General features: G+C 71.7%; 15 protein-coding genes. 8 read left to right on the top strand and 7 right to left on the bottom strand.

Going from position 1 to position 16577, the window contains the following annotated elements; all coding sequences use genetic code 11:
• Positions 1–284: 284 nt before the first annotated feature.
• Positions 285–935, bottom strand: a complete 651-nt coding sequence (locus AQJ58_RS37695) for a DNA-3-methyladenine glycosylase (RefSeq protein ID WP_067258814.1) — start codon at positions 933–935, stop codon at positions 285–287.
• Between the two features lie 150 nt (positions 936–1085).
• Here AQJ58_RS37695 and AQJ58_RS37690 point away from each other — a divergent pair, with 150 nt between their 5' ends.
• The 3 genes from AQJ58_RS37690 to AQJ58_RS37680 all read left to right on the top strand — a co-directional run bounded on the left by AQJ58_RS37690 (position 1086) and on the right by AQJ58_RS37680 (position 3113).
• The gene (locus AQJ58_RS37690; RefSeq protein WP_067258812.1) at positions 1086–1868 is read left to right on the top strand and encodes a sporulation protein; all 783 of its coding nucleotides are present in this window, start codon (positions 1086–1088) and stop codon (positions 1866–1868) included.
• Positions 1869–1913: 45 nt separating this feature from the next.
• Positions 1914–2447 (top strand): YbhB/YbcL family Raf kinase inhibitor-like protein, encoded by a 534-nt coding sequence (locus tag AQJ58_RS37685; protein WP_067258810.1) that lies wholly within the window; start codon positions 1914–1916, stop codon positions 2445–2447.
• A gap of 159 nt (positions 2448–2606) precedes the next feature.
• Positions 2607–3113 (top strand): HNH endonuclease, encoded by a 507-nt coding sequence (locus tag AQJ58_RS37680; RefSeq protein WP_067258807.1) that lies wholly within the window; start codon positions 2607–2609, stop codon positions 3111–3113.
• A gap of 62 nt (positions 3114–3175) precedes the next feature.
• On the opposite strand, the gene AQJ58_RS37675 is transcribed toward AQJ58_RS37680, so the two are convergent.
• The 3 genes from AQJ58_RS37675 to AQJ58_RS37665 all read right to left on the bottom strand — a co-directional run bounded on the left by AQJ58_RS37675 (position 3176) and on the right by AQJ58_RS37665 (position 5595).
• Positions 3176–4123: an SPFH domain-containing protein gene (locus AQJ58_RS37675; protein WP_067258805.1), complete on the bottom strand. Its 948-nt coding sequence runs from the start codon at positions 4121–4123 to the stop codon at positions 3176–3178.
• Between the two features lie 150 nt (positions 4124–4273).
• The gene (locus AQJ58_RS37670; protein ID WP_067258803.1) at positions 4274–4708 is read right to left on the bottom strand and encodes an NfeD family protein; all 435 of its coding nucleotides are present in this window, start codon (positions 4706–4708) and stop codon (positions 4274–4276) included.
• An 89-nt stretch (positions 4709–4797) separates the two neighbouring features.
• A complete protein-coding gene (locus tag AQJ58_RS37665) occupies positions 4798–5595 on the bottom strand; it encodes an ABC transporter ATP-binding protein (protein ID WP_067258801.1) in 798 nt (265 codons plus the stop codon).
• 152 nt (positions 5596–5747) lie between these two features.
• On the opposite strand from AQJ58_RS37665, the gene AQJ58_RS37660 reads away from it, so the two are divergent.
• A complete protein-coding gene (locus tag AQJ58_RS37660; protein WP_067258799.1) occupies positions 5748–6530 on the top strand; it encodes a hypothetical protein in 783 nt (260 codons plus the stop codon).
• A 255-nt stretch (positions 6531–6785) separates the two neighbouring features.
• On the opposite strand, the gene AQJ58_RS37655 is transcribed toward AQJ58_RS37660, so the two are convergent.
• Together AQJ58_RS37655 and AQJ58_RS37650 are read right to left on the bottom strand one after the other, a co-directional pair.
• Positions 6786–7427, bottom strand: coding sequence for a response regulator (locus AQJ58_RS37655; protein WP_067258797.1), 642 nt, complete (start codon positions 7425–7427; stop codon positions 6786–6788).
• Positions 7420–8565: a GAF domain-containing sensor histidine kinase gene (locus tag AQJ58_RS37650; RefSeq protein WP_067258794.1), complete on the bottom strand. Its 1146-nt coding sequence runs from the start codon at positions 8563–8565 to the stop codon at positions 7420–7422. The genes AQJ58_RS37655 and AQJ58_RS37650 overlap by 8 nt, the downstream gene beginning before the upstream one ends.
• Before the next feature lie 240 nt (positions 8566–8805).
• Here AQJ58_RS37650 and AQJ58_RS37645 point away from each other — a divergent pair, with 240 nt between their 5' ends.
• The 3 genes from AQJ58_RS37645 (at position 8806) to AQJ58_RS37635 (ending at position 11686) form a co-directional block, all read left to right on the top strand.
• Positions 8806–9504, top strand: a complete 699-nt coding sequence (locus AQJ58_RS37645) for an SDR family NAD(P)-dependent oxidoreductase (RefSeq protein WP_067258792.1) — start codon at positions 8806–8808, stop codon at positions 9502–9504.
• On the top strand, positions 9501–10640 hold the full coding sequence (locus AQJ58_RS37640; RefSeq protein WP_067258790.1) for an S-adenosylmethionine:tRNA ribosyltransferase-isomerase: 1140 nt from the start codon (positions 9501–9503) through the stop codon (positions 10638–10640). The genes AQJ58_RS37645 and AQJ58_RS37640 overlap by 4 nt, the downstream gene beginning before the upstream one ends.
• Before the next feature lie 299 nt (positions 10641–10939).
• The gene (locus tag AQJ58_RS37635; RefSeq protein WP_067258789.1) at positions 10940–11686 is read left to right on the top strand and encodes a transglycosylase SLT domain-containing protein; all 747 of its coding nucleotides are present in this window, start codon (positions 10940–10942) and stop codon (positions 11684–11686) included.
• Between the two features lie 70 nt (positions 11687–11756).
• On the opposite strand, the gene AQJ58_RS37630 is transcribed toward AQJ58_RS37635, so the two are convergent.
• Positions 11757–14285, bottom strand: a complete 2529-nt coding sequence (locus AQJ58_RS37630) for an ABC transporter ATP-binding protein/permease (RefSeq protein WP_067258787.1) — start codon at positions 14283–14285, stop codon at positions 11757–11759.
• Between the two features lie 233 nt (positions 14286–14518).
• Between AQJ58_RS37630 and AQJ58_RS37625 the strand changes: the two genes are divergently transcribed.
• On the top strand, positions 14519–16504 hold the full coding sequence (locus tag AQJ58_RS37625) for a streptophobe family protein (RefSeq protein ID WP_067258785.1): 1986 nt from the start codon (positions 14519–14521) through the stop codon (positions 16502–16504).
• The last annotated feature ends 73 nt before the right edge of the window (positions 16505–16577 follow it).

The raw sequence follows: 16577 nt of genomic DNA, 5'->3' as shown, positions 1-16577 counted from the left end.
GTTTCCGACTCTATCAGACCTTTTTGGTGTCCGATTCCCTGTCGGCGGGATTGTCTTGGGCTTTCGGCTTTCGCCCGTCGGCCTTTCGACATTCACTACGTTAGCCGATTCCCTCCGCAACTCATAATCGAGTTCCTGCGAGTTCGAATTCAGGCATGCGGGCACGCCGAAATCGATCCCGCTGAGGGATGTCGTAGGTAGTGGGTTGGCCGCTTCCGGCTGCTGGCGAATGCCGTACCCGGTTCAAGCGGCTCGGGCCACGTTACGCCCCTGTCAAAGGCGAGTCAACTTCGGCGGTGCCTCGGGACGTGCGCCCGGTAGGGGCTCACCGTCGGGTCGCCGGCCGCCCAGAAGCGCCAGGGGTGGACGTCCCCGTTGCCCCCCTCACCGGCGACCCCGGTGCGGGGACCGTTGCTCACCTGGTCGGACGGGATCGGAGTGCCGGTCAGCAGGCTGAGCGGGCCGCCCTCGGGGGCGCAGGCGTCCGTGCCGTCGAGCGTGCGGTCCACGCCCAGGGCCGTGGCCAGGCGGGCGGGGCCTTTGGCGAGTTCTTTGTCATTGCGGGCCGAGAGTCGGCGTGTACGGGCCAGGTCCGCGCCCTCGATCACCTCTCCGGCGCGGAGCAGGACCGCGCTCGCGCTGCCGTCGGGGCCGCAGACGAGGTTCATGCAGTGCCACATGCCATAGGTGAAGTAGACGTACACATGTCCGGGCGGACCGAACATCACCTCGTTGCGGGGCGTGCGGCCGCGGTAGGCGTGGGAGCCGGGGTCGTTCGGGCCGTCGTAGGCCTCGACCTCCGTGAGGCGGACAGTGATCGGACCGTCGGGCGTCGTACGGACGAGGAGGCGGCCGAGGAGGTCGGGGGCGACCTCCAGGACGGGGCGGTCGAAGAAGGCCCGGGAGACAGGCGTACGGTCGGGGGTCGCGATCATGCCCTCCGAGCGTAGTGGAGAACCACGGGTGCGCCGGGGTGGTCAGCGGGCACTCGGCTTGCCAGGGTGTGGGACGCGGAACCGGCCACGTCCGGATCGCGTTTCTAGGGATCAACGGATCCCGTCAGAAGTAGTCGTAGAGGGAGAGTCATGGCGTTCAAGAAGCTGCTCGCGAGTCTCGGGGCCGGCGGGGCTTCGGTCGAGACGGTGCTGACGGAGGTCAACGTCGTTCCGGGCGGTGTGGTCCAGGGCGAGGTGCGGATCCAGGGCGGTTCCGTCAACCAGAACATCGAGGGGCTGTCCGTCGGGCTGCAGGCCAAGGTCGAGGTCGAGAGCGGCGACCAGGAGTACAAGCAGGACATCGAGTTCACCAAGCTCCAGCTGGGCGGTGCCTTCGAGCTCCAGGCCGGCGCCGTGCACGCGGTGCCGTTCGGGCTGGAGATCCCCTGGGAGACCCCGGTCACGATGATCGACGGGCAGGCGCTGCGGGGGATGCACATCGGTGTCACCACCGAGCTGGCGATCGCCCGAGCGGTGGACTCCGGTGACCTGGACCCCATCAACGTGCACCCGCTGCCGGCACAGAAGGCGATCCTGGACGCGTTCCTCCAGCTGGGCTTCCGCTTCAAGAACGCGGACATGGAACGCGGGCACATCCGCGGCACGCGGCAGAGGCTGCCGTTCTACCAGGAGATCGAGTTCTTCCCGCCGTCGCAGTACCGGGGGCTGAACCAGGTCGAGCTGAGCTTCGTCGCCGACGAGCACGCGATGGACGTCGTGCTGGAGATGGACAAGAAGCCGGGGCTGTTCAGCGAGGGCAGCGACACCTTCCGGTCCTTCCAGGTGGGTCTGAACGACTATCACGGGACCGACTGGGCGGCATACCTCAACCAGTGGCTGTCCGAGGTCGGCAGCAAGCGCAACTGGTTCTAGGCTCGGCGTCACCGAGTCCATCAGCATCGTTCAGGAGGTACCGAGGTGACCGAGCTCAAGCGCCGGCCGCTCCCCCATGACTTCCACCCGCCCGTGCCGTCCTTCACGGTCACGAGCGAGGACGTCGAGGAGGGGGCGACGCTCAAGGCCGCGCAGGTCCACGCGGAGGGGAACACCTCGCCGCAGCTGCGCTGGGAGGGTTTCCCGGCCGAGACCAAGAGCTTCGCCGTGACCTGCTACGACCCGGACGCCCCGACGGGCAGCGGGTTCTGGCACTGGGTCCTGTTCGACATCCCCGCCTCGGTGACGGAGCTGCCGGCGGGAGCGGGCAGCGGGGCGTTCGAGGGGCTGCCGGAGGGTGCCGTGCAGGCGCGCAACGACTACGGCAGCAAGGACTTCGGCGGTGCCGCGCCGCCGCCCGGGGACGGGCCGCACCGGTACGTCTTCACGGTGTACGCGGTGGATCAGGAGAAGCTCGGTCCGGATGCCGACGCCTCGCCCGCCGTCGTCGGTTTCCACCTGCGGTTCCACGCGATCGCGCGCGCTCAGCTGATCGGTGAGTACGAGGTGCCCGCGTAGGGACAATCAGCTCATCGTTCATGGAACGTTTGCCCGCCTCTGGTCTTGGAAGTGATCAGAGGCGGGCATTTTTTATTGCGTTGTCCATCTCGGCGTGCCCGTCCAGAGTTGATCCGAGCCCGCCGGAGGGCGGGCAGAAGCAATGGGGAGGTGGGCTGGATGCGTGACACGCTGGTTCTGAACGCGAGCTTCGAGCCGCTGTCTACGGTGACGTTGAACCGGGCCGTCGTCCTGGTGCTCCAGGACAAGGCCGTCGTCGAGCAGGCCCACCCCGAACTGCGTATGCGGGGCGCGGACGTGGACATACCGGCGCCCCGGGTGATCAGGCTGTGCAGGTACGTACGGGTGCCGTTCCGAAGACAAGCGCCGTGGTCGCGGAGGGGGGTGCTGGTCAGGGACCGGCACCGGTGCGCGTACTGCGGTCGCCGGGCGACGACGGTGGACCATGTGGTGCCTCGCGCGCAGGGTGGTCAGGACACCTGGCTGAACACGGTGGCGTCCTGCTCGGAGGACAACCACCGCAAGGCGGACCGGACTCCCGACCAGGCGGGGATGCCGTTGCTGCGGGAACCGTTCGAGCCGACCCCGCAGGACGCGATGCTCTTGGCTCTGGGCCAGGACGACTTGGCCGCGCTGCCGGAGTGGCTGTCACTCGACGCCGCGTGAGACGGACAGGGGTGGGGCCCGGCTCGTGACGAGCCGGGCCCCATCCCTGTCCCTCTGGCCGGTCAGTCGATCGACGGCTTCTCGCGGCGTTCCGGGATCTTCTTCTCGGTGCCGCCTGAGCCGGAACCGCCGCCCATGGCGCCGAAGTTGCCCATCGCGCCGGAGAGGCCCTTGAGGGCGTCGCCGATCTCGCTGGGGACGATCCAGAGCTTGTTGGCGTCGCCCTCGGCGATCTTGGGGAGCATCTGGAGGTACTGGTAGCTGAGGAGCTTCTGGTCCGGGTCGCCGGCGTGGATGGCCTCGAAGACCGTGCGGACGGCCTGGGCCTCGCCCTCGGCGCGCAGGGCTGCGGCCTTGGCCTCACCCTCGGCGCGCAGGATCTGGGACTGCTTCTCGCCCTCCGCGGTGAGGATCGCGGCCTGGCGCGTACCTTCGGCGGTGAGGATCGCGGCGCGCTTGTCACGGTCGGCGCGCATCTGCTTCTCCATCGAGTCCTGGATGGAGGTCGGGGGCTCGATCGCCTTCAGTTCCACGCGGTTGACGCGGATGCCCCACTTGCCGGTGGCCTCGTCGAGGACGCCGCGCAGGGCCGCGTTGATCTCCTCGCGGGAGGTCAGGGTGCGCTCCAGGTCCATGCCGCCGATGATGTTGCGGAGGGTGGTGACGGTGAGCTGCTCGATCGCCTGGATGTAGCTGGCGACCTCGTAGGTCGCGGCGCGGGCGTCGGTGACCTGGTAGTAGATGACCGTGTCGATGTTGACGACCAGGTTGTCCTGGGTGATCACCGGCTGCGGCGGGAAGGGGACGACCTGTTCACGCAGGTCGATGCGGTTGCGGATGGTGTCGATGAACGGGACCACGATGTTGAGGCCCGCGTTGAGGGTGCGTGTGTAACGGCCGAAGCGCTCGACGATGGCGGCGCTCGCCTGTGGGATGACCTGGATGGTCTTGATCAAGGCGATGAAGACCAACACCACCAGAATGATCAAGACGATGATGACCGGTTCCATCGTGCGTCCCCGTCCCCTTCTCCGCTTCTCCGCCTCGAGCGCTTTCCGAAGATCCTACGTTTGTGAAGATCTTGCTGATCGAGTCTGACAGACCGTCGCGTACCTCGGGAGGCCTTCGCCTCACTTGCGTGGTGCGGGAGTTGTGCAAGGTCAGATGACGATCGCCGTGGCCCCCTCGATGTCCACGACGTCGACTTCCTCACCGACTTCGTACGCGCGGTCCGTGTCGAGGGAGCGGGCCGACCAGATCTCTCCGGCGAGTTTGATCCGGCCGTTCCCGGAAGCGTCGACGCGCTCCAGCACGACGGCCTGCTTGCCCTTCAACGCGTCCACTCCGGTGGCGAGTTGGGGGCGCTGTGCGCTGTGGCGGGCCGCGATCGGGCGGATCACGGCGATGAGGGCGACCGAGACGACGATGAACACGAGGACCTGGGCGACCGCGCCGAGGCCGAGGCCGGCGCCGATCGCGGCGGCGACCGCGCCCACGGCGAGCATGCCGAACTCCGGCATCGCGGTGACCACGAGCGGGATTCCGAGCGCTGCCGCGCCGACGAGCCACCAGACCCACGCGTCGATGTCGTTCACGAGGTCATGGTAGGACCGTATGTCCCGTCGCGGACAGGGCGCACGGGGTCAGGGACGGGGCAGGGCCGCCGTGGGTGCCTCGGGCTGGGTCAGGACAGCGGGAGGCCCTGGGCGGTCCAGCGGTCGCCGACCTGTTCCACGACGAGCGGGAGCCCGAAGCAGAGGGAGAGGTTGCGGGAGGTGAGTTCGAGTTCGACCGGGCCCGCGGCGAGGACCTTGCCCTGGCGGATCATGAGGACGTGGGTGAAGCCGGGGGCGATCTCCTCGACATGGTGGGTGACCATGATCATCGAGGGGGCGATGGGGTCGCGGGCGAGGCGGCCGAGACGGCGTACGAGGTCCTCGCGGCCGCCGAGGTCGAGGCCGGCGGCGGGCTCGTCCAGGAGGAGCAGTTCGGGGTCGGTCATCAGGGCGCGGGCGATGAGGGTGCGCTTGCGCTCGCCCTCGGAGAGGGAGCCGAACGTCCGGTCGAGGTACTCGCTCATGCCGAGGCGGTCGAGGAAGGCGCGGGCGCGCTGCTCGTCGACGGCCTCGTACTCCTCCTGCCAGGCGGCCGTCATGCCGTAGGCGGCGGTGAGGACGGTCTGCAGGACGGTCTGGCGCTTGGGGAGCTTCTCGGCGAGGGCGATGCCGGCCATGCCGATGCGGGGGCGCAGTTCGAAGACGTCGGTGCCGGGGGCGCCGAGGGTCTCGTCCAGTACGGAGACGGTGCCCGAGCTGGGGAAGAGGTAGGTGGAGGCGATGTTGAGGAGGGTGGTCTTGCCCGCTCCGTTGGGGCCGAGGATGACCCAGCGCTCGCCTTCCTTGACGGACCACGAGACCTGGTCGACCAGAGCCCTGCCCTCGCGGACCACCGATACGTCCTGAAGCTCCAGAACATCGCTCATGAGCGCGTTGTCTCCCCTTGCAGTGTGGCCGGTCTCGGTTGTCGCGGGTGCCTGTGGTGGACCGCCGCGCGCGGGTGGGCGCGGCCCCTCGGGAAAATCTACGCCACCGGCCGGGTGGGCCGTTCCATCGGTCCGGTCCTTAGGGTGGGGGGATGCTCTCTGAACCGCGCTCTGGTCGCCTTGCCGCTTGGGGAAATGCCCTGTTGGCCGGACTTGTCTCGCCGGACGACGCCGTCCTCGCCGTCGTCGGGGAGGACGCCGTGCACCGGGTGGAGGGGCTGCCCGGTGAGTCGGCGCCGGTGGGGCTGACGCTGGCGCTGGGCCGGCTGCGGGCGCTGGGGGTGCGCGGGCTGCGGGTGGCGCTGCCCGCGCCGGGGCATCCGCTGGGGCTGAGCGGGCCGCCGGAGTTCAACGCGCGGGCGTTGGAGGCCGAGGAGGCGGTGATCTGTCACGGGGTCGCGCTGGGCCTGGTGCCGGAGGTGTCTGAGGCCGGGCCCGCGGGCGATGTTCATGTCGAGGTGGTGTGGCGCTGTCTGCCGGTGCGGGAGGCCCCGCCGGCGGATGTCCCGTCGCTGGGTGAGGCCGAGCGGGAGCTGGCGGAGGCGTTGCGGGAGGCCACGGCGGTGCTGTCGAGGCTGGACGTGGCGGCGTCGGGGCCGGCGGCGGAGGCGGCGATCGACGCGTACCGGGCGCGGGCGGAGCGGGGGCGGGAGGTGTTGGCGCCGGGGTATCCGCCGCGGGCGGTGCGGGTGCTGGAGCTGGCGCGGCGGGTGGGGTTGCTGGTGTCGCTGGCGGTGGACCGGGGGCACGGGGGTGCGGTGAGTTCCTCCGAGATCGCGGCGCGGGCGGAGGCCTTGCGGCCGGTGGAGCGGACGGGGCGGCGGGCGCAGGTCGCCGCGTACAACGCCTATGTGGAGGAGCGGGAGCGGGGGTGAGCGCCGGGGACGACTGAGCGGTGCCGGTGCTCGCGCCTCCGGGCGCGCGGCCCCCGGACCCCGGGCCCCTGCCGGTCCGAGCACCGGGGACGACCGAGCGGTGCCGGTGCTCGCGCCTCCGGGCGCGCGGCCCCCGGACCCCGGGCCCCTGCCGGTCCGAGCACCGGGGACGACCGAGCGGTGCCGGTGCTCGCGCCTCCGGGCGCGCGGCCCCTGGGCCCCCGCCGGCCGGAGTGACGAGCGGGGCGGCGGGGCTCAGCCGGCCATTCCGTGGCGTACGGCCCACAGTGCGGCCTGCGTGCGGTCGGCGAGGTCGAGTTTCATCAGGATGTTGGAGACGTGGGTCTTGACGGTCTTCTCGGAGAGGACCAGGGCGCGGGCGATCTCGCGGTTGGAGCGGCCGTCCGCTATCAGGCCGAGCACCTCGCGTTCCCGGTCCGTGAGGGAACCGCCTCTGCCCTGGCCGGAGTTGTTCTCCTCCTGGGAGAGCAGGGCCCCGGCGACCTCCGGCTGGAGCAGGATGTGGCCGGCGTGGACCGAGCGGATGGCGCCGGCGAGGGCGTCGGGGTCCACGTCCTTGTAGACGTATCCGGCGGCGCCGGCGCGCAGGGCGGGGACCACCGTGCGCTGTTCGGTGAAGCTGGTGACGATCAGCACGCGCGCGGGGTTGTCGAGTTCGCGCAGGCGGCGCAGGGCCTCGACGCCGTCCATGCCGGGCATCTTGACGTCCATGAGGACGACGTCGGGCCGGAGTTCCTCGGCGCGCTGGACTCCCTCGGCGCCGTCGGCTGCCTCGCCGATGACCTCGATGTCGTCCTGGACTTCGAGGAAGGTGCGCAGTCCGCGGCGGACGACCTGGTGGTCGTCGACGAGCAGCACCTTGATTGCGTCAGCCACCGGGGGCCTCCATCTCGATCGTGGTGCCCTTGCCGGGCGCCGATTGCACCGTCAGGCCGCCGCCGATCCCGCTCGCCCGGTCCCGCATGGAGACGAGGCCGAGGTGGCGGCCGGCCCTGCGGATCGCCGAGGGGTCGAAGCCGGTGCCGTCGTCCGTGACGCGCAGGACCGTGTCGGGGCCGCGTTTGCGCAGGGTCACGTCGACGTGCCGGGCGCCGGAGTGGCGCAGGGCGTTGTGCAGGGCTTCCTGGGCGACCCGCAGCAGGGCCTCCTCCTGGGCGGCGGGCAGGGCGCGCACACCGTGGCTGGTGAAGGTGACGCGCGCGGTGTGGGCGCGGTCGAGGACCTGGATCTGGGTGCGCAGGGTGGCGACGAGGCCGTCCTCGTCGAGGGCGGCGGGGCGCAGTTCGACGACGGCGGCGCGCAGTTCGTCGGCGGCTTCGGCGGCGAGGGTGGCGACCTGCTGGAGCTCGCCCTTGGCGCGGGAGGGGTCCCGGTCGACGAGGGCGGCGGCGGCCTGGGCGGTCAGGCGCAGGGAGAACAGTTTCTGGGCGACCGCGTCGTGCAGTTCGTGGGCCAGCCGGGAGCGTTCCTCCGCGATGGTGAGTTCGCGGCTGCGTTCGTAGAGGCGGGCGTTGGTGAGGGCGATGGCCGCGTGCTGGGCGAGGAGGGCGAGCAGGTCCTCGTCCTCCTCGGTGAAGCCGCAGCCGCCCTCCGGCTTGGGGCAGTTCTTGTTGGCGAGGAACAGGGCGCCGATGACCTCGTCGCCGTCGCGGATGGGCAGGCCCAGGAAGTCGGACATGTCGGGGTGGGCGGAGGGCCAGCCCTCGAAGCGGGGGTCCTCGCGTACGTCGGCGAGGCGCTCGGGGCGGGCCTCCCGGAGCATCGAGGCGAGGATGCCGTGCTGGCGGGGCAGGGGGCCGATGGCCTTCCACTGCTCGTCGGTGACGCCGTCGACGACGAACTGGGCGAAGCCTCCGTGGTCGTCCGGGACGCCCAGTGCGGCGTACTGGGCGTCGAGCAGCTCGCGGGCGGAGGCGACGATCGTCTTGAGGACGTCGCGCACCTCGAGATGCCTGCTCATGGCCAGTAGCGCGGAACTCACCGCGGCGAGGCCGGACCGGGGACCGTGGCTCATGTCCTCACGGTACCGGCGGGGGGTGACAGCCCGGATCCGACCGGTGAGGGCCGGGGGTCGGGCGGGGGTCCTAGGCCGCAGGTCCTCGGTACGGCGGCGTAGGGCGTCCGGAGGGGGTGTGCGGGCGTACGTCGAAGGGCCCCGGCGGACCCGGTCCCGCGCCGGAGGCGGGGGCGCGGGGGCCGTTCCTAGGTTGGGGTGACCGCCGAGCGGAGGCGGGCTGACGAGGGGACGGTTGTCATGCCGGTAGCGATCATCACGGGGGCCTCGAAGGGGCTGGGGCGGGCGCTGGCCGAGGCGCTGGCCGCGCGGGGCTGGGATCTGGTGCTGGACGCCAGGAACGAGGGGGTGCTGAAGGAGACGGCGGCCTGGGTGTCGGGGCACGGGACGCGGGTGCGGGCGCCGGCGGGTGACGTGACGGATGTCGCGCACCGGTCGGCGCTGGTGGCGGAGGCGCGGCGGCTGGGCGGGTGCGATCTGGTGGTGAGCAACGCCAGTGCGCTGGGTGCCGAGCCGCTGGTGCGGCTGGACGGGCTGCCGCTGGAGGGGCTGCGGCGGGCTCTGGAGGTGAACGTGGTGGCGGCGCTGGGGCTGGTCCAGGAGGCGCTGCCGCTGCTGCGGGCGGCGCGGGCGGGCGCGGTGATCACCGTGAGCTCGGACGCGGCGGCCGAGGCGTACGAGACCTGGGGCGGGTACGGGGCGTCGAAGGCGGCCCTGGACCACCTCGCGGCGGTGCTCGGTGAGGAGGAGCCGGGGCTGCGGGTGTGGGCGGTGGATCCGGGGGACATGGGGACGGACCTGTACGCGGCGGCCGTGCCGGAGGACGACGATCCGCGTCCGGAGCCGGCGAGTGTGGTGCCCGCGTTCCTGCGGTTGCTGGACGAGCGTCCGGCGAGCGGGCGGTACGGGGCTCCGGCGCTGCTGGAGGGAGGTCGGTGACGCTGGCGGTGCGGGTGCCGGAGGAGTTGTCGGCGCGGGTGCCGGCCGAGCAGCGCGGGCCGGGGCGGGCGCGGGACGACGTACGGCTGCTGGTGTCGCGGGGGGCGGAGCCGGCGCATCACGCCTTCCGGGAGCTGCCGTGTCTGCTGCGGGCCGGGGACCTGCTGGTGGTGAACACCTCGCCAACACTGGCGGCGGCCGTGAACGGGCGGATCGCGCACGCGCGCGTGGCGGTGCACTTCTCGACGCGCGGGGACGCGGCGCACGGCGGTACGGGCCGGTGGGCGGTCGAGCTGCGGGATCCGGACGGCAGGGGAACGACCCGGGCGCGTGCGGGAGGGCCCGCCGGTACGGAGGTGCGGCTGCCCGGCGGTGTGCGGCTGACGCTGGAGGAGCCGCTGAGTCCGGGGAGCGGGCGGTTGTGGTGGGCGCGGGCGGCCGGTGGGGCGGGGGCGGCCGGCCGTGGTGGGCCCGATGTGCCGGGCCTGTTGCGGGAGCACGGGCGGCCCATCCGTTATTCCTATACGGAGCGGGACCAGCCGTTGTCCGTGTATCAGACGGTGTTCGCGCTGCCGTCGGCCGACGGGGCGGGGAGCGCGGAGATGCCCAGTGCGGCGCGGCCCTTCACGGCGGGGCTGGTGGCGGAGCTGGTGAGCCGGGGGGTGCAGTTCGCGCCGGTGGCGCTGCACACGGGGGTGGCCTCGGCGGAGGTGCACGAGCCGCCGTATCCGGAGTGGTTCTCGGTGCCGGCGGCCTCGGCGCGGCTGATCGAGGCCGTGCGGGCCGGGGGCGGGCGGGTGATCGCCGTGGGGACGACGGCCGTGCGGGCGGTGGAGTCGGCGGCGGGGCCGGACGGGGTCGTACGCGCGCGTGAGGGGTGGACGGACCTCGTGGTGACGCCGGGGCGCGGGGTGCGGGTGGTGGACGGGCTGCTGACCGGGCTGCACGAGCCGGAGGCGTCGCATCTGCTGATGCTGGAGGCGGTGGCGGGGCGGGCCGCGGTCGACCGGGGGTACGAGGAGGCGCTGCGGTGGCGCTATCTGTGGCACGAGTTCGGGGACGTCCATCTCCTCCTGCCGCAGGAGGGTCCCGCGAAAGGTGCTCACACAGAGCATTGCTCCAGCAACCGCCTGTGAGAACGAGGGCGGGGTGATGTGAGGCCCCGCATAGGGCGCACATCACGTACGAAGGGGCATAGGAGACAGAGCGATCCCTTGCGAACGGGGCAGACATGCCGGTCTGTCCCGTTTTGCCCTTCCCCGATCCACTACTGGGGATCGTAGGTCACACCTTTGCCTGGGCATTTTGCGGCCGCTAAGAATTGCTCTCGTCGCTCAGCGCCGCGGGTTTCCGCCGCGGCGTTCGTTCGTGCCAAGAGCACCGTGTCCACCGTCGGACGAGCGACCTCCGCGCTATTTCGAAGAGGTCATTCGCCATGCCCAAGAACACTCACAAGATCGCGATCGCCGGTGCCGCCACCCTCGGTGCGGCCGCAATCGCCTTCTCCGTGGTGCCGGCCGATGCGCACACGACCACGACGGACGCCGTCTCCTCGGCCCGGGTCGCCTACAGCACGCAGCCGGTGCAGGGCGTCAAGGGCACGGTGACCGACCAGCTCGCCGGTGCGAACCTGAAGATCGAGGCCGTCGAGGCGAAGAAGAAGGCCGCCGCGGACGCCGCGGCGCACAAGAAGGCCGCCGCCGAGGCCGTGCGCAAGGCCGTCGCCGCGAAGAAGCGGGCCGCCGCCGAGGCCGCCCGCAAGGCCGCCGCCGCGAAGGCCGCCGCCGCGCACAAGGCGAAGCGGGCCGCGAGCCGCTCCGCGCACCGCGCCGCGGTGAAGCCGGCCTCCGCCAAGAGCTATGCCAACAACCTCGACGGCTGGATCCGCGAGTCGCTCCACATCATGAAGAAGCACGGCATCCCGGGCTCCTACGAGGGCATCAAGCGCAACGTCATGCGGGAGTCCTCCGGCAACCCGAACGCCATCAACGACTGGGACATCAACGCCGTCAACGGCGTCCCGTCCAAGGGCCTGCTCCAGGTCATCCCGCCGACCTTCAGCGCGTACCACGTGGCCGGCACCTCCTGGAACATCTACGACCCGGTCGCCAACATCACCGCCGCCTGCAACTACGCGGCCGACAAGTACGGCTCCATGGACAACGTCAACAGCGCGTACTGACAGCGCCGGCACACGCCGAAGGGCGGCACCCTCTCGCAGGGTGCCGCCCTTCGGCGTCGTACGGGACGGACTACTTGCGCATGACCTCGGGCTCGTGCCGGCGCAGGAAGCGTGCCACGAAGAAGGCGCAGATCACACCGAGCGCGATCAGCGCGATCATGTCCAGGCTCCAGGCGCCGACCGTGTGCTCCCACAGCGGGTCGTTGTCGCCGCCGTCCTTGGGCGGGCTGATCCTGTTGAAGTCCAGCGTGGCGCCGGCCGCGCCGACCGCCCAGCGCGAGGGCATCAGGTACGAGAACTCGTTGACGCCGATCGAGCCGTTCAGGGCGAACAGACAGCCGGTGAAGACCACCTGGATGATCGCGAACATGACCAGCAGCGGCATGGTCTTCTCGGCCGTCTTCACGAGCGAGGAGATGATCAGGCCGAACATCATCGAGGTGAAGCCCAGCGCCATGATCGGCAGGCACAGCTCCACCAGCGGCGCGTTCTTGAGGACCAGGCCCTCCTGCGGGATCTCCCGGCTGGAGAACCCGATGACACCGACCAGCAGCCCCTGGATCACGGTGACCACGCCGAGCACGAACACCTTGGACATCAGGTACGCCGAACGCGACAGGCCGGTGGCGCGCTCACGCTCGTAGATGACCCGTTCCTTGATCAGCTCACGGACCGAGTTCGCCGCGCCCGCGAAGCAGGCCCCGACCGCGAGGATCAGCAGGACCGTGGTGGCCGTGCCGTTGGGGATGATCCGGCCGCTCTTGGGGTTGACCGGGTTGGGCAGCAGGCTGTTGCCCGAGTCGATCAGCAGGCTCACCGAGCCGAGGACGACCGGCAGGATCACCGAGAGGGCGAGGAAGCCCTTGTCCGACACGATCACCGAGGTGTAGCGGCGCACCAGCGTCATGAACTGCGACATCCAGCCCTGCGGCTTCGGCGGCTTCATGGCCTGCATGGGCGGCATCTGTACGGACTGCGGCGCGACGGCGTCGATGTCCGCGGCGTACATCTGGTAGTGCTGCGAGCCCTTCCAGCGGCCCGCCCAGTCGTAGTCGCGGTAGTTCTCGAAGGCGGAGAAGACGTCGGCCCAGGTGTCGTAGCCGAAGAAGTTCAGCGCCTCCTCCGGCGGGCCGAAGTAGGCGACCGCGCCGCCCGGCGCCATCACCAGCAGCTTGTCGCACAGCGCCAGCTCGGCCACCGAGTGGGTGACCACGAGGACCGTACGGCCGTCGTCGGCGAGGCCGCGCAGCAACTGCATGACATCGCGGTCCATGCCCGGGTCGAGGCCCGAGGTGGGCTCGTCCAGGAAGATCAGCGACGGCTTGGTGAGCAGCTCCAGGGCCACCGAGACGCGCTTGCGCTGGCCGCCGGAGAGGGAGGTGACCTTCTTCTCCTTGTGAATGTCCAGCTTCAGCTCGCGCAGCACCTCGTCGATCCGGGCCTCGCGCTCGGCGGCCGTGGTGTCGGCCGGGAAGCGGAGCTTGGCCGCGTACTTGAGGGCCTTCTTGACGGTCAGTTCCTTGTGCAGGATGTCGTCCTGCGGGACGAGACCGATGCGCTGGCGCAGCTCGGCGAACTGCTTGTACAGGTTCCGGTTGTCGTAGAGGACGTCGCCCTGGTTGGCCGGGCGGTAGCCGGTCAGCGCCTTGAGCAGCGTCGACTTGCCGGAACCGGACGGTCCGATCACCGCGATCAGGGACTTCTCCGGGACGCCGAAGGAGACGTCCTTGAGGATCTGCTTGCCGCCGTCGACCGTGACGGTGAGGTGGCGCGCGGAGAAGGAGACCTCACCGGTGTCGACGAACTCCTCTAGCCGGTCGCCGACGATCCGGAACGTCGAGTGGCCGACGCCGACGATGTCCGCCGGGCCCAGGAGCTGGGTGCCGCCCTTGGGGATCGGCTGACCGTTGACGTAGGTGCCGTTGTGCGAGCCGAGGTCGCGGATCTCCATGCTGCCGTCGGGCATGGAGCGGAACTCGGCGTGGTTGCGGGAGACCTGGAGGTCGGAGACGACCAGCTCGTTCTCCAGGGCACGGCCGATGCGCATGACGCGGCCGAGGGAGAACTGGTGGAAGGTGGTCGGGCTGCGGTCTCCGTGGACCGGCGGCGCCCCCGCGCCCCCGCCGGACACGTTCTGCGCGTACGGCTCGTGCGGGCCCTGCTGCTGCGGGACCTGCGGCGCGGACTGCTGCGGCGGCTGCCAGCCGGCCTGCGCGGACTGCGGCGGGGCGGCCCAGCCGGAGTTCGCGGCCTGCGCGGCGTAGGGCTGCTGCTGGGGCTGCGCGGCCGGCGCCTGCGCCCCCGACAGGGTCACGCGCGGGCCGTCGTTGGCGTTGCCCAGGTGCAGCGCCGAGCCGGGGCCGACCTCCAGCCGGCTGATCCGCTGCCCCTGCGCGAACGTGCCGTTCGTGCTGCCGTGGTCCTCGACGACCCAACTGCGGCCGTCGAAGCTGACGGTGGCGTGGCGCCAGGAGACCCTGGCGTCCTCGAACACGATGTCCCCCTGCGGATCACGTCCGAGGGTGTATGACCTGGACGGATCGAGCGTCCAGGTACGTCCGTTCAATTCCAGTACGAGTTCCGGCACTCCATGCCCCATGAGTAGTCCCCCGAGTTACCCCCGTCGCAGGGAGTCTAGGGATGTCGAACATCGTCGGGAACTATTTCAGTACCGGCCCCCTGACCGAAAGTCGGGCCTCGCCAGGAGCTTGCACGAGCACATCGGCCGTTCCCGTTGACGGGGTTGAAATCGCCCCGGAGAGTGGTAAACGCACGCGAGGGGGACGGATACGGCGATCTTCGCCGAACCGCGCCGCGGATCGGGGGGTCTGCATGAGTGCCGGCACTGGGGTGGAGAGCAACGGGCGCGCGCGGCACGGCGGCGGTGTGCCGTGGCCGGACGTGGCGCTGGCCGCGATCGCCTCCGTGAGCTGGGCGTTGATCGGGATGGCGGGGACGGCGGCGCTCGGTCTGCATCTGCTCGGCGCGGACGCGGCGGGCTCGTTGGGTCCGATGACGGCGGCCGTGGTGGCTCTCGGGGCGGGCGGATCCATCACGCCGTCGGGCGATGTGTCGGCCTTCGGCCTCACGGGAGCCGAAGCAAACACCGCCGTCGAGATCACGCCACTGGGGGTGGGCCTGGTCGGCGCGCTGCTGCTGTCATGGCTGTTCCTGCGGTCCCTGCGCGCGGCCGGGGCCGTCGTCGGGCCGGGCGAACTCCTCGCCCGGGCCGGCGCGGTGGTCGCGCTGTTCGTGGCGATGCTGGGCGGGCTGGCCTGGGCGGGGCACGACGTGATCACGCTCGACGGCGGCGCGCTGGGGCTGGACGACCTGCCCGGCGGGGGCGGCACCGGGGGCGGCGGCCTGCAGATCCCCGGGCTCGGTGACCTCGGGGGGCTGCTGCCGGACCGGCTCGGGGATCTGATCGACGCGAAGGCGGCGGTCGGCTTCACCGTCGACCCGGCACCCACCCTGCTGGGCGGGCTCCTGTGGTCGGCGGGGATCCTGCTGATCGCCCTGCTGGCCTCGCGCCGCACCCCGCTGCCGCGCGGGTGGGAGGCGGTGCACCGGGTGGCGCGGCCCGCGGTGTCCGCCGTGGTCGGCGTGCTGCTGGTGGCCGTGGCGGCCGGGTTCGCGGCGGCGGCGTACGCGGCGGTCGGCGACGCCCATCCGCGACGGATCGCGGGAGCGGCGCTGCTCGGCGCGCCGAACGGGGTGTGGCTGGGCGTCTCGATCGGCCTGTTCGTCCCCTGGGAGGGCCGCGCCACGGGAGCCCTCACGCACGTCCTGCCGGCCCCGCTCGACCGGCTCCTCACGGTCGGCACCGACCAGCCGGTCACCGTCGGCCGCCTGGCCGGCCTGGACGGCCGGGTGTGGCTGCTCGCGGTGGCCATGGCCGTGATGATGCTGTTCGCGGGGGTGCTGGTGGCGGTGCGGACGCCGTTCGGCGGGGCGGCGAGGGCCGGGGCGCGCGGGGCGGGGGTGGCGGGTTTCGTAGGGAGGTGCGCCGTACGGCTGGGGGCCGTGACGGCGGTGGCGTTGCCGTCCCTCGGGCTCCTGACGGGGGTGTCCGCGGACGCTTCGCTGTCCGTGCTGGGGTTCGACGCCTTCGGGGCCGGGATCGAGCTGCACGGGCACCTCGGCGCGGCGTTGCTCCTCGGGGCCGCGTGGGGGGCCGGAGCGGGGGCCGCGGGGGCACTGCTGGCGTGCGCCACGGGCGCGGCGGGACGGCGTGCCGCGCCGTTGGCACTCGGTGACGTGCGGGCGGGGGGTGCCGTGTACGACGGGGAGGGCGCGTACGGGAGCGGCGCGTACGGACGTGGGGGCGGGGCCGTGCGGCCGGCCGGGGCGGAGACGGGGCCGTATGCCCCGAGCGCGTCATACCGGGCGCCGAATCCCGCGACCAATCCCTATCTCCGGGTACCGGACGGACCACCGGAGCCGGAGGACGCGCGGCCCGGCGACGGGCCGGGTCGGGCTCGTCCCGACGGCGGACCGGGTGGGGGCGAGCCGGTGCGGCCCGGCGACGGGCCGGGTCGGGCTCGTCCCGACGGCGGACCGGGTGGGGGCGAGCCGGTGCCGCCCGGTGGCGAGGGGCGGGCGGGGCCTCCGACTGCGGGGCCATCGAGTGCGGGGTGGCGCTCAGGAGACGCGCATGGTGCGCCGACCGTGGCGGGACGGTTCGGTTCGCTCGGACCGAACGGACCGAACGGACCGACCAGCCCGGCCTCGCCGCGGACCGGGGCTTCTACCGGTGACGACGGACCGCCCCCACCTCCGCCTCCTCCCCCACTGCCGCCGCCCAACCGGCCCAGGTGAGCGGGAGCGGCCGCCCACCGGACCGATCGGCGGACTTCATGAAACCGACATCACCGGTTCGCCCACTGTTCCG

The organism is Streptomyces sp. DSM 15324 (genome assembly GCF_001514285.1).
GTDB lineage: Bacteria > Actinomycetota > Actinomycetes > Streptomycetales > Streptomycetaceae > Streptomyces.
This window is presented reverse-complemented; position numbering and strand designations above follow the sequence as displayed.